At 56.4% G+C, this 13042-nt stretch carries 8 protein-coding genes; 4 read left to right on the forward strand and 4 right to left on the reverse strand.

Annotated features, from left to right (window positions below; all coding sequences use genetic code 11):
- Positions 1-170: 170 nt before the first annotated feature.
- Positions 171-1421, forward strand: coding sequence for a carboxylate--amine ligase (locus tag D2E25_RS02805; RefSeq protein ID WP_125979483.1), 1251 nt, complete (start codon positions 171-173; stop codon positions 1419-1421).
- Between the two features lie 305 nt (positions 1422-1726).
- Here D2E25_RS02805 and smc read toward each other — a convergent pair whose 3' ends face one another.
- Together smc and D2E25_RS02815 are read right to left on the reverse strand one after the other, a co-directional pair.
- Positions 1727-5425 (reverse strand): chromosome segregation protein SMC, encoded by a 3699-nt coding sequence (gene smc / locus D2E25_RS02810; protein ID WP_125979484.1) that lies wholly within the window; start codon positions 5423-5425, stop codon positions 1727-1729.
- Between the two features lie 5 nt (positions 5426-5430).
- Positions 5431-7053 (reverse strand): bifunctional folylpolyglutamate synthase/dihydrofolate synthase, encoded by a 1623-nt coding sequence (locus tag D2E25_RS02815; RefSeq protein ID WP_125979869.1) that lies wholly within the window; start codon positions 7051-7053, stop codon positions 5431-5433.
- Positions 7054-7252: 199 nt separating this feature from the next.
- Here D2E25_RS02815 and D2E25_RS02820 point away from each other — a divergent pair, with 199 nt between their 5' ends.
- Entirely contained in the window at positions 7253-8854 is a 1602-nt protein-coding gene (locus D2E25_RS02820; RefSeq protein ID WP_125979485.1) for an aminopeptidase P family protein, read from the forward strand.
- Positions 8855-8860: 6 nt separating this feature from the next.
- Positions 8861-9382, forward strand: a complete 522-nt coding sequence (locus D2E25_RS02825) for an NUDIX hydrolase (protein WP_125979486.1) — start codon at positions 8861-8863, stop codon at positions 9380-9382.
- A gap of 89 nt (positions 9383-9471) precedes the next feature.
- Here D2E25_RS02825 and nagA read toward each other — a convergent pair whose 3' ends face one another.
- Together nagA and nagB are read right to left on the reverse strand one after the other, a co-directional pair.
- On the reverse strand, positions 9472-10728 hold the full coding sequence (gene nagA / locus D2E25_RS02830) for an N-acetylglucosamine-6-phosphate deacetylase (protein WP_125979487.1): 1257 nt from the start codon (positions 10726-10728) through the stop codon (positions 9472-9474).
- A 75-nt stretch (positions 10729-10803) separates the two neighbouring features.
- Positions 10804-11616, reverse strand: coding sequence for a glucosamine-6-phosphate deaminase (gene nagB, locus D2E25_RS02835; RefSeq protein ID WP_125979488.1), 813 nt, complete (start codon positions 11614-11616; stop codon positions 10804-10806).
- 242 nt (positions 11617-11858) lie between these two features.
- Here nagB and D2E25_RS02840 point away from each other — a divergent pair, with 242 nt between their 5' ends.
- Positions 11859-12998: an ROK family protein gene (locus D2E25_RS02840; RefSeq protein ID WP_125979489.1), complete on the forward strand. Its 1140-nt coding sequence runs from the start codon at positions 11859-11861 to the stop codon at positions 12996-12998.
- The last annotated feature ends 44 nt before the right edge of the window (positions 12999-13042 follow it).

The following is a 13042-nucleotide window of genomic DNA, read 5'->3' on the forward strand; positions in this document are numbered from 1 at the left end:
TACATGCATATGACTCATCAATAAACAACTTCAACCAACGTTTATGTACAATGTCTTATCGGCATGTAAGAAACGCATGACAACCTTACGCGTATGAACCATAATCTGCTTGACAACACGCCAATATATCGGAAAGTACGCGGCCCCGGCGAAGCGAAGGAACAAATACGATGACAATGTTTCAACCGGTGATTCTCGGCGGCGATCTCGGCGCATATGCTTTGGCGCGCGAGCTTAACGACGCGTACGGTGTTCAGCCAATTCTGGTCACCGCCTACAATCCGAGCGCAATCCGCGATTCGAAGATCATCACCCGCCACGCCTTTGATAAGGCCAATGAGGAAGAGCCGTTGGTTGAAGAGCTGCTGCGTTTGGGAGCTGAACTGAAGGCGGCAAATCCGCGTCGTAAGCTGCTGCTGCTGGCGAATACTGATTGGCGTATTCATGTGCTGGCATCGCATCGCGACGAACTCGAACAGTATTATGTTGTGCCGATTCCGCCGCTGGAAGTCATTGATCAGGTGAGTGACAAGCAGACATTCGAGCGACTCGCCACCGCGCAGGGTATGCCAGTACCGAAGTCGTTCTATGAGGATTTTTCTGCAGCGGGAAGTGCCGGCTGGGTGCCGCAGCCTACGCCTGCAGACCTGCATTTTCCGATTGTGGCGAAGCCTGCTGATAGCTCCCAGTATGAGAATCTGATCTTCGAAGGCCGTCAGAAGGTGTATCGCATCGACACGGATGCACAGTTGCAGCAGTTGTGGGCGACGCTCGCGAAGGCTGGATTCCGTGGCACGTTCGTTGCACAGGAGCTGATTGAGGGCGATGACACTGGTATGTATTCGGTGACCGCGTACGTGGATACAACCGGCACGGTGTCACTGTTGTGCTCAGCGCATGTGCTGCTTGAGGAGCATCATCCGGCGACGTTGGGCAACCCGTGCGCGATGATTACCGAACCGATTGATGAGATTTTGGAACCGGCGAAGCGTTTCCTCGAGTCGATGCCGTACCGCGGTTTTGCAAACTTCGATGTCAAGCGCGATCCGCATACCGGCCGCTTCTATTTCCTTGAGGTGAACCCGCGTATTGGTCGCAATAGCTTCTACGTGTACGGCGCTGGCGTCAATCCGATGGAGGTGCTGGTTTCTGACGTGATCGAAGGGCATCCGATGGCGGCGCGCGTTGCACGCGGCGAAGTGCTGTATTCGATTATCCCGAACCCGCTGCTGCTGCGTTATGTCACTGATCCGGAGCTGAAGGCGCAGGTGAAGCGTTTGCAGAAGGCGGGTCGTATTAGCCCGCAGCGTAACCCGAAGGATGGCGGTTTCAAGCGTTGGCTGCACTTGACAGAGTCGGAGCTTAACCAATATCGCAAGTTCGCACAGTACTATCCGAAGCCTACAAGTACTGGGTTCTAACGTTCTAATAATTGGCTGTAATTGGCTGTACAACTCACAATCAACGCGAAGCGACGATTGTGGTAACACTCCCCCAGTCTTCGCTTCGCTCAGCCAGCCCCCTCAGCTGACAACGCCGTGTAGAAAACAGCCCTGTGGGCTGTTTTTAGGCGTTGTGCTCGCCGATAGGCGAGCAGGCAAAACGCTCGCGAAGCGAGTCCATAGTTTTACAGGACGCTCCCGGCGAAGCCGGGTGAGGGAGCGGTCGCGGTGCTCGCCGCTAACAACACAGCATCGCGCGCAAGCGCGATTCCGGTACAACCCGCTCAGTCCCGCTCCAACTTCTGCGAAACAACAGCGGTCACGCCATCGGAACGCATCGTGATGCCATACAAAGCATCCGCAATGCTCATCGTGCGTTGTTGATGTGTAATGATAATCAACTGCGCGTGTGATCTCAGCTCGTTGAATGCGTTAATCAGACGAGTGAGATTCACGTCGTCGAGTGCGGCTTCGACCTCATCCATCACGTAGAACGGACTGGGTCGCGCGGTAAAAATCGCAAACAGCAACGCTAGCGCAGTCAGCGAGCGCTCGCCACCGGAAAGCAAGCTCAATTGTTTGACTCGTTTACCGGCAGGGCTCGCTTCTACGATCACACCGGTGGTGAGCATATCCGCAGGATTTTCGAGGCGCAATCGCCCAGTGCCTCCGGGAAACAGGGTGGAGAACATGTTCTCGAACGCGGCTGCCGTATCGTCGAACGCGGATTGGAATACGGAAACCATCGTAGAGTCGAGTTCTCGAATAAGCTGCATGAGATCGTCACGTGATTTCACCACGTCATCGCGTTGCTCATTCAAATACCGGTTACGTGTTTCAAGCGCCTCATATTCCTCAGCAGCAAGCGGATTGACTTTGCCTAGAGCAGCGAGATCACGCTTGGCTTTTTCTAAACGTTTCACCTGCTCTGCGCGCACGTATGGCACTGTCTGATAGCGCTGTTCATGCGCATCCGTACTCTCGCTCTCATCACGCTCAGCCGCTTCATGAGCGTGAGATTGCGCATTGTCGTTGAGCGGTACAGGGCGGCCATCATCATCTAACACTGGCACTGGCAAACTGGGATTGTACTCGCGTACGAGTTCGTCAACGCTCATGCCCAGATCGTCAGCAATTTTTTGCGTAATACGCCCATACTCGCCTGCTGCGCGTTCGCGATCCACGTCCAGTTCGTGTTCGCGGCGTTGTGCTTGTGCGACTTGCGGTTCAAGAGCATCACGCTCGGCACGCAATTGTTTGAGTTCCTCATCGTGGCCGGATGCGCGCGCTTGCAGTGTTTCACGGCGTTGCGTTACGTCAGCGATGGCTTGAGCGACCATTTGTGCGACTGCTGTAGCGTCTTGTGCGATTGCTTGCGCACGAGCAGCTTGTGCTTGTTTGCGCGCGTTCATGGCTTCAATGCGCGCACGGCGTTCTACCGCTTCTTTGGCTTGGTCGCGCAGCAAACCGATTTGTCGATCATATGATTCGGCTTTACGTTCAGCCTCTTTCCACGCTATTTTGGCGGTAATTTCTCGTTCGCGTGCGTGAGTAAGACTGGTCTCTAGTTCATGTTCGCGCGCAGTGAGTTCATCAGCATTAGCGTGCTCACTGTTCGCATTCTGCGCGGAGTCGAGCGCACGGCTAAGCTCATCAAAAGCACGCTGATGAGCCTGTGCATCGTCATGAGCCGTAGTGATTTTAGCGTCGAGCGCACGAATTTGGCGTTCTAATCCAGCAATGCGATCATGTGCAGATCGTAATGCTGCCGCAGCTTGTTCGGCTTTTACTCGCGCTTCGGTTCGTTTTGCTGCTGCTTGATCAACAGCGAGTCGAGCTTGGTCACGCTCTGCGCGCGCGGTTTCGATGCGCTGTTCGATTGCATCGCATTCAACTTGCAGACTGCGCATGTGTTTGAGTGCAGCATCTCGGCGAGCAGCAAGCGACAGGTCACTTTGTGACAGTGCTGAACCGCCCACTGCGCCGACCGTATTGACGATCTCGCCGGCCTGTGTGACAGCACGCGTGAACTGCGGCGCTACTCCCCCAGTATCGGTAGCATCTGCCTGTGCGGTTACTGCCACCGCTTGTTCGAGCGTGTGCACAGCAGCAGTATCAGCAAGGAGTATGCGCGCTGAACGCACTACATTGCGTGCTTGTTCGCTATTTGCAGCATCCGGATTGACGCTGATCAAATTCGCGGCAGGAATAACCGCATTATCAGCCAACGCGGTTATATCTACCGTCATATCTGCATGGTCGCTAGCGTCGCTCGCTGTATCGTCTGCTCGCAGTACTACTGCGCGCCCCCAACGGTCTTCGCGCGCACGGTTCAGCGCATAACGCAATGCATCATTGTTCGGCACAATAACAGCGTTCGCGAAATCGTTGAGGGCGCGGGCAATAGCTTCTTCCCAGCCTTCAGCGACGTGAATAAAATCCGTGAGGTGGCCGAGCGCACCAACCCCAGCATCATGTTCTAAGGATCCGGAAGCGTTGCGGCTTTCCAATGTGTCGCGTAATGCGTCAGCTTTAGCTTGCAATGAAATAATGGTGCCGTTGAGTTTGCGCTGCTGATCTTGTAGCTCATTGAGCGCATCAACTGCGTCAGATAGGTGGCTTCGCGCAGCGTCCAATGCTTCGCTGCCATCATCAGTGTCCTCACTGTTTGCAGTACGTTCTAACGTGCCACGTTGCGTTATCGCGTCAGCTCGCTGCGCAGTCAAACTATCGTGCTGCGTGGTGAAATCGGTGACACGACTGTGCGCGAGTTGTACCGCGGCTTCTTCGCGCGCCAGTTTTTCGCGCAGGTTTGCGATTGTTGTTTCGCGCTGGCGAACTGTGCGTCGCAGTTCGGTAAGCGTTTGGCGTATGGAAGCTAATTGTTTTTCATCATCCGCACGCTGCTCGATCGCGTGATCGAACTGCATGCGCGTATCCTGCACGCTCGCGCGCGCCTGGTCCGCTAATGTTTCAAGCTCATCCGCTCGCTGGTTCAACAATTGCGGATCGTCGCCCATGGCGGTAATAAGCTGACCGCTCATCGAATGCGCGCGTTCTTGTGCGATGGAAGCTAATGATCGCAACCGTTCTTCAAGGCGTGACAGCTCATGCCATGTTTGATTGATGGCGGCGAGCGCAGGACTTGACTGCGCATTCAATGCTTCAATACGTTCAATGTGCACTTTCGTGCGAGCAAGTTCTTGTTGTGCTGCGGCAAGCTGTGCTCGCACGGTATGCAAGTTGGCGCGTATATCGTCGCGCTGCCGCATGATTTGTAACGCGTCGTCAGCGTAGAGGCGACTTTGCGCGTCGCGTAGCGTTACTTGAATACCATCGGCGCGGCGTGAAATGCGGGCTTGACGGCCGAGTGGGCCAAGTTGGCGTCGGATTTCGCCAAGTAAATCATCAAGGCGCGCGAGATTAGTCTCCGTGTTGGCGAGCTTACGCAGTGCGCGCTCTTTGCGTTTGCGATGTTTGAGGATGCCAGCGGCTTCTTCGATGAACGCGCGATGACCGCTGGGATCTGCTTTCAGAATGCTGTCGAGCCGGCCTTGGCCGACGATGACATGCATTTGCTGACCTAAACCAGTATCGCTGAGCAGTTCTTGAATATCGAGCAGACGGCATGCAGAGCCATTGATCGCGTATTCAGAGCCACCATTGCGGAAAATAGTACGACTGATGGTCACTTCCGTGTAGTCGATGTTCAGCGTGTGATCACTGTTATCGATGGTCAAGCTCACTTGTGCGCGACCGAGTGGCGGGCGCGATGAAGTACCTGCGAAGATCACATCCTCCATGGATGTGCCGCGCAGGTTTTTCGCGCCTTGCTCGCCCATGACCCACGTGAGCGCGTCAACAATGTTTGACTTGCCGGAACCGTTCGGCCCGACTACTGCGGTAATGCCCGGTTCAAACCGGAGCGTTGTCGCAGAGGCAAACGACTTGAAGCCGCGCAACGTGAGTTCTTTAAGATACATGAGTGTTAGTTCGCGTCCTGCGAGAACGATGTATCGTCAGCTTCTTCGGCAGGTGTTTCATCGCCGTTGTTCGCGCTCTCTTCGTCGCTGGTGCCAATGCCAGCGAAGTCGTTCTCGTTAAAATCAGGGTTTGCATCGGTCGCGAAATCGCGGTCGGCAGCATCCTCGGCAGGAGCAGAGGTATCAGATGATGCAGTACCAAGATTGGGTTCAACGCGTTCGGCCTTAGGCTTGGCCAAATCGGGGTTCATTTGCTCTTTGAGCAGTACGCGCGCGTCACCAGCAGTGACGAAACTGCCGCAAATAAGCACGCCGCGGCCGTAACCAACACCAAGCTCATCTTCCGCGTCAACCATATTGACAGCCGTTTGGATAGCGTCCGGCAGGGAGTCTACGCGTGTTACGCGGTCGCGCCCGAACACGCTGACAGCAACCTTTTCTAATTCTTCAGCGGGCATAACACGGTCGCGCCACGAGTTTTCGGTAACGACCACGTGGCTCAAAATCGGCTCGAGCACGCCCAAGTATTCTTCGACCTGCTTGTCGCCCATCATGGCGATGACGCCAACCAGCTGGGTGAAATCGTAGCTTTCTTCAATAGCAGCACGTAGTGCTTCTGCCGCGTTGACGTTATGACCACCATCAAGAATGATGGTCGGCGAGGTACGAATCTGCTCAATACGCCCAGGCACGCGAACGCCCTGCAACGCTTCAGCAACGAGATCACCGTCGAGCGGACCGTTCACCGGGATAACTACTTCGGCAGCGGCGAGCGCGGCGAGCGCATTGTGTGCTTGGTGTTCGCCGAACTTGGCGATTGGCACGTCCGTGTACACACCGTTGGGCGTGTGCAGCGTGGCAATTTGACCGCCGACTGCGGGCATACGACCGGTGACTTCCATTTCGTAACCATCGCGTACCAGTGTTGCGTTGTTGCGGCGCGCAGCTTCTTCGAGGATTGGCATGACTTCTTCCTCGTGCGGCTGACGGCCGATAATCGCCGTGCATCCAGGCTTGATAATGCCAGCTTTCTGTTCGGCGATCTTCTCGACGGTGTCGCCGAGCCACATCATGTGGTCCATGTCGACAGGGCCGATAATTGCCGCGTCGGCGTCGAGCACGTTGGTCGCATCTTGCAGGCCACCCATGCCAACTTCTACGATGGCTACGTCAACTGGCGCGTCGGCGAACTTCCAGATTGCCATCGCGGTGAGTACTTCAAAGAAGCTCATGCGCGGCTTGCCTTGTTCTTCCATTTTGGCGTCGACGAGGTCGACGAGGTCTTTGACCTGATCCCAAATGTCAACGAAATCGTCGTCGGACAGCTCTTGGCCGTCGATAGCAATACGTTCATTGATGCGTTCGAGGTGCGGCGAGGTGTACAGGCCGGTGCGCAGCCCGTACGCGCGGCAGATCGCTTCAGCCATGCGCGCCGTGGAGCCTTTACCATTAGTGCCCGTTACGTGGATAACGCGGAATGAGTGTTCGGGGTGGCCGAGGATGTCGAGCATGAGGTTCATCCGGTCGAGATCCATGTTCGTGGTATTGTGTTCCGGCGGTCGGCGCATAATATCGCGCTCGACGTCGAGAATGGTCTCGTTATATCGATTCGGATGCTCGAATGACATGACTTGCATCGCCCTTTGCATGGTTAAATAGTGCTTGCGTTGAACGCTCATATTCTAGAAGGTGGCGTCAACCTAACACTTATGCGTTTGCGCGCGGCGAATATACAGATCTTGCTGACGGTGCCGCGGCGACGATTCGCACGCAGTGCGACTAGGATGAGAGCGGTAACACTGTGACTCGATTATGCGAGGAGTGATCATGAGCGAAGTCATCACTGAAAAGGACAAGGAGTATGAGGCTCGCGAGGAGGCGAAGGCTCCTGGCGCAGATCAGCCGATGAGCGATCGCGTGAACAACCGTTCGCTGCGCCCGCGTTCTGAGGCTTTCATTGATTTCATGAAGACCGGCTGGGATTCCAGCGAGCCGGATATTGAACCGTTGGAGGCTGCCAAGTACACGCCAGCACGTCTTGAAGCGCTGGGCCGTGCGTTCCCCGGCGAGCGTCTGGTGATTCCGGCTGGTCAGCCGAAGGTGCGTAACAACGACTGCGACTACATGTTCCGCCCAGACACTTCGTTCGCTTACTACACGGGTCTTGGCCAGGATTACGAAGCGGGTGCGGTGCTGGTGCTCAACCCGGTTGATCCAAACAGTGAGGAAGCCAAGGCTGGCAAGACGCATGAGGCGGAGCTGTTTGTGGCTCCGCGCGCCGACACCGCCACGCAGGACTTCTTCATGAACCCGCATTATGGCGAGTACTGGGTAGGCCCGCGCGCGGGGCTCAAAGAGATGACGGCAATGACCGGCATCGAAACGCATGATATTGCTCAGCTGGCAGATGCACTGTCGAAGGATGTTGGCGCTGAGGCTGGTGCGGTGCGTGTGCGCGTGATCAGCGATGTTGACCCGCAGATCACGTCGCTGGTGGAGTCGATTCGCGAGGCGAACGGTTATACGGATCCGGATACGAACGCTGCCGACGATGATAAGCTGCACGAGTTTGCTGCTGAAGCCCGCATGGTCAAGGATGCGTATGAGATCGGCGAAATGCGTAAGGCTGTGGCCGCCACGAAGCACGGTTTCGATCGCATTCTTTCGAAGCTGCCGGAAGCTCTTGATAAGCCGCGTTCTGAGCGCATTCTCGAGGGCGCATTCAACGCAGTAGCCCGCGAGGAGGGCAACACGCTCGGCTATGACACGATTATCGCGTCGGGCGAGCATGCGCCGATCCTGCACTGGATGCGTAACACGGGCGTGGTGCGCAAGGGCGACATGCTGCTCATCGACGCTGGCGTAGAGGTGAACAGCCTGTACACGGCCGATATCACTCGTACGTTCCCGACTAACGGCAAGTTCACCGACTTCCAGCGTCGTCTCTACCAGGCGGTGCTCGATTCCCAGCAGGCCGGTTTTGAGGCAGCTAAGCCAGGCGCAACCTATTCGGATATTCATCACGCGTGCATGCGCGTGATCGCCGAGCGCCTGCACGAGTGGGGCCTGCTGCCGGTAGACGTCGAGGAGTCCCTCTCCCCTGAAGGCCAGCAGCATCGTCGTTGGCTTGCTTGCGGTGTGGCGCATCATCTTGGTCTTGACGTGCACGATTGCGCGCAGGCTCGTTACGAGTCGTATCAGGGCGCGAAGATCACGCCGGGTATGATCTTCACGATCGAGCCGGGCCTGTACTTCCGTGAGGATGATCTGCTGATCCCGCCGGAGTACCGTGGTATTGGCATTCGTATTGAGGACGATGTGCTGATGACCGAGAACGGCCCCGAATGGATTTCCGCCGGCATTCCGAAGCAGCCCGATGAGGTCGAACAGTGGATGGCCGAGCGCGCAGCGGCCGCCCACGAGGACTGAGTAGTCATGCCTACACCAGATTTCGTATTGGAACTGCGCAAGAAGATCGGTCATGATCTTCTCTGGCTCAACGGCGTCACCGGCTGCGTGCTGGATGGCGAAGGCCGTATTCTGCTCGGTCGGCGAAGTGATACCGGCGAGTGGGCGATGGTGTACGGCATCAATGAGCCGGGCGAGCAGCCTGCCGATACGGTGGTGCGCGAGATCAAAGAGGAGACGGGCGTGGATGCGGTCGTCACTGACTTGGTGGCTGTCGTCTCCTCGAGCAAGGTGATCACGTATGCGAACGGCGACAACACGATGTACATGGATCATTCGTTCCTGTGCGCGTTGAAGCCGGGTGGCAATGCGAAGCCGTTTGTTGGCGATGAGGAGAGTCTCAACGTTGGTTGGTTTGATCTCGACGACATGCCGCAGCCGCTTGCCAAAAGCACCGTGGAGCGTCTGGCGATCTTCCGCCGGTACATCGAAAACAAAAGCCACGGAGACGCACATGCGATCTTCGTGGCGGATGGTGTGATGCACTGAGCGCCATCAACCACAAGATAGGGGCGGTGTTTCCTTCTCAACTCATCGAAGGAAACACCGCCCCTATTGCATAGGTGGCTTATCCGCGGTTACTTGACCTTACGGCCGGCGCACCACACTTGCTGCACCTTCCAGGTGGCAGGGTCGGTGATCAGCACATCGGCAGCGTATCCGGGTGCCAGTAGACCCAGAGGAGCGCCGGTTACTGCGTTCGGCTTGTCGTAGCCGAACGCCTTGGCCGGGGTGAGTGTGGCCGCTTCAACAGCATCCACTGGCGAAATACCCAGCTCGTTGACTGCACGTTCAACAGCAACTTCGAGCAGCAGCGTCGATCCAGCAATTGCACCGTTGGAAACCAGTCGTGCGTGGCCATCAACAACATTGACGTCCAGCGCTCCGAGCTTGTAAGCACCGTCCGGGCAGTCGGTAGCGGCCATTGCGTCGGTAACAAAAGCGATGCGATGCGGCGCGAATCCGAAGCCCAAGCGAACCATCGGGTTCTGCACGTGGAAACCGTCGTTAATCAGCTCGATGGTAACGCGCGGGTCTTCTACAGCAGCTGGAATCGGGCCCGGCTTGCGATGGTGCAGTCCGTTCATCGCATTGAACATGTGGGTCATAATGCCGGCTCCTGCGTTAAAACCACGCTTGGCGGTCTCATAGTCGGCGTCACAGTGGCCAACCGCAGGAACGACGCCGGCGGCGGCGAACTGCTGAATTGCGCTAATACCGTGCGGCAGCTCGGGGGCGATGGTGATCTGGCGAATGCACCCGTCAGCGGCTTCCAACAGCTGTTCAACCAGTTCAGGTACCGGGTCCTTTAAGCATTCTGGATCATGCGCACCTTTGCGAGCGAGCGCAAGGAACGGACCTTCCAAGTGAGCACCCAGAATGTCGGGGCGCATATCCATCTTGGCACGCACGTTCTTCAAGTTCGCGCAAATGACGTCAACAGGGTTGGTGATCAGCGACAGCACCTGTCGGGTAGTGCCGTGTACAGCGTGGCCTGCGCGTGCGATATCAATACCTTCTGGACCATCATCGAAGGAATGTTCCCATGCGCCGTGTGCGTGAATATCGACGTAACCAGGCGTGACCAGTTGCCCTGCGGCGTCGATCACTGCCGTGTCGTCGGCTGGATCGAGGCCGATAGAGCGGCACGCTGATTCGAATTCCTCATCATCGGTACCGATGGCAGTGATAACACCGTGTGCGGCGGTCAGCCAGAAGTGACTGGTCACTCCCTGTGCGTCAACTTTGCGCGCGCCGCGGATAGCGATACGTTCCGGGGCTCCGGCCAGCGATTCGCTCACCTGCGCGACGATCTCTTCTCGTGATTGACTCATATCGTCATGCTCCTTATCGAAAAAACGCTCCCTTGCCGAGTGAAGTAGCAAAGGGAGCGCTGGTAAACGATGAGATCAGATGCCCTGCCATGCCGGCTTGTGCGCGAATGCGTACTTGTAGTAGTCCTTGTGGCGCAGGCGAGAAGCAGCAGCCTCATCAACAATAATCGTTGCATGCGGGTGCATTTGCAGTGCGGAAGCCGGGCAGAAGGCGCTCACGCCGCCCTCAACGGTCTCCTCAATGGCTTCAGCCTTGCCTTCACCGAAGGCCAGCAGCACCAGGTGACGAGCGCGCATAATCGTGCCAATACCCTGCGTAATGCAGTGGGTTGGCACTTGGTTGATGTCGTCGTCGAAGAAGCGTGCGTTGTCGATACGAGTCTGCTCGGCAAGCGTCTTAATACGCGTGCCGGAAGCCAGCGACGAGCCAGGCTCGTTGAAGCCAACGTGACCGTCGGTACCGATGCCGAGGATTTGCACGTCGATACCACCCGCAGCTTCGATAGCTGCATCGTAATCAGCACCAGCGTGTTCGATTTTCTCGCCATCTTCCAGCGGCGCACCGTCGAGGACATCACCGGGCACGTGAACCTTGGCTGGATCGAGGCCGAGCGGCTCAACAACAGTGCGGTGAATGGTGGAATGGTAGGACTCAGGATGGGTCAGCGGCAAGCCAATGTACTCGTCAAGTGCGAAGCCGCGCACCTGGCTGACATCGATGCTCTCATCCTTGACGATTTTGGCGAGTGCCTGGTAGGCAGCCAGCGGGCTGGAGCCTGTAGCGAGACCTAGCACTGCGTTGGGCTTGGCCTTGATTAAATCAGCGACGCAACGAGCGTAGATTTCGCCCGCTTCCTGCTCGTTCTTGACGACAATTACTTCTGGCATGTTGTCCCACCTTTCTGGATTATCCGCGGCTCGGCAACGCCCTCGTCACCGCGCGCACATCGTGTTCGACGACGGCGATGGGCTTGCTACATCCGTAGCAGTTCCGCTATTTGTTAAGTATACTAACTTATTTCATTTTGTGCACGCTCCGGCGTTTACCATGTCATGGCCATACAATGAAGAAAGCGTAACTTTCTCTCCGGCATTTTCGCCGTCTTCGCTCGCTTGTGAAAGGACGTATCATGACCGCTTCCCGCCGCTCCGGGATCTGGGCACTACATACCCCGGACCGTAGCGCCAAAGCCAGTCCAGCGGATGTACGCCGTATTAATCGATCGTTGATTTTTAGCCTACTGTTCCCTGATCATCAGTATTCACGTGCTGAAATTGGCCGGCGCACTGGATTGTCACGAGTAGCAGTATCCGACGTTGTCAACGACATGCTTGACTGTGGCCTTCTGCGCGAAAATGGTCAAGAATCTAACAGTGGCAAAGGTAAGCGCGGCACACTGTTAAGCGTTGATACTACGCGACTGAACATTATCAGCATTGACATGTCGCAACCGCATCTCATTCAAGGTGCTGTTACCAATTTGCTTGGTATTCCTACGTATCGCGCTGAAGCAGCGCTCAACGCTGTTGATCACGTTACGATCGAGATGATCACCTCGATTATTGAACAGCTCCTCAATCACGCTGGCGACGCTATTGGCATTGGTATCGCAGCCCCTGGCGTTGTCGATGAGGAAGGCGTGGTGCGCCGTTCCACATTGTTCGGCTGGGAAGATCTTGATCTGCGTTCACCAATCGAACAACATTTTGGAATTCGCGTCACCGTTGATAACGACGCCACCTGCGCGATGCTCACCGAACGGTTCTTCGGCCAAGGCGGACCCAATATGCTGTTTGTACGCATTAGCCGTGGCATCGGTGGCGCAGTGCTCATTGATGACGTACCCGTTATTGGCGAATACCATGCCGGCGGCGAAATCGGTCACATTTCACTCGACCCGCAAGGACCACCTTGTGCGTGCGGCAAGCGCGGCTGTCTCGAGCGGCTCATTTCAGCAACTTCACTACGCGCTCGTATGCAGCATGCGTCGCTTCTTGAGCGCACGCAAATTCTTCGACAAGCTGGCACATATCTTGCCACCGCGCTCTCCATGCCAGTCGGCCTGCTCGATATGGCGGACGTGTGCGTGTATGGCCAGCCCGATATCGTCAATGATGATTTTCTTACCGCGGCCCAGCGGCGATTTGACCAGTTGACTGGCTCGTCATTCCATACGCGCACGATCATCCGTCGATGCCAATGCGGCGGCGATATCACTTTACGCGGCGAAGCATTATCCGTATTGCATAATTACCTCGAAAGCTTGTAAGCGCCCGCGCAATTACTCGCTCATACCTTCAATAATTGCGGCGT

The organism is Bifidobacterium goeldii (assembly GCF_003951095.1).
Taxonomy (GTDB): domain Bacteria; phylum Actinomycetota; class Actinomycetes; order Actinomycetales; family Bifidobacteriaceae; genus Bifidobacterium; species Bifidobacterium goeldii.

Excerpts from the sequence above, each read along its gene's own strand:
- D2E25_RS02805 (WP_125979483.1), top strand. The coding sequence starts at position 171 with ATGACAATGTTTCAACCGGTGATTCTCGGCGGCGATCTCGGCGCATAT.
- smc (WP_125979484.1), bottom strand. The coding sequence starts at position 5,425 with ATGTATCTTAAAGAACTCACGTTGCGCGGCTTCAAGTCGTTTGCCTCT.
- D2E25_RS02815 (WP_125979869.1), bottom strand. The coding sequence starts at position 7,053 with ATGTCATTCGAGCATCCGAATCGATATAACGAGACCATTCTCGACGTC.
- D2E25_RS02820 (WP_125979485.1), top strand. The coding sequence starts at position 7,253 with ATGAGCGAAGTCATCACTGAAAAGGACAAGGAGTATGAGGCTCGCGAG.
- D2E25_RS02825 (WP_125979486.1), top strand. The coding sequence starts at position 8,861 with ATGCCTACACCAGATTTCGTATTGGAACTGCGCAAGAAGATCGGTCAT.
- nagA (WP_125979487.1), bottom strand. The coding sequence starts at position 10,728 with ATGAGTCAATCACGAGAAGAGATCGTCGCGCAGGTGAGCGAATCGCTG.
- nagB (WP_125979488.1), bottom strand. The coding sequence starts at position 11,616 with ATGCCAGAAGTAATTGTCGTCAAGAACGAGCAGGAAGCGGGCGAAATC.
- D2E25_RS02840 (WP_125979489.1), top strand. The coding sequence starts at position 11,859 with ATGACCGCTTCCCGCCGCTCCGGGATCTGGGCACTACATACCCCGGAC.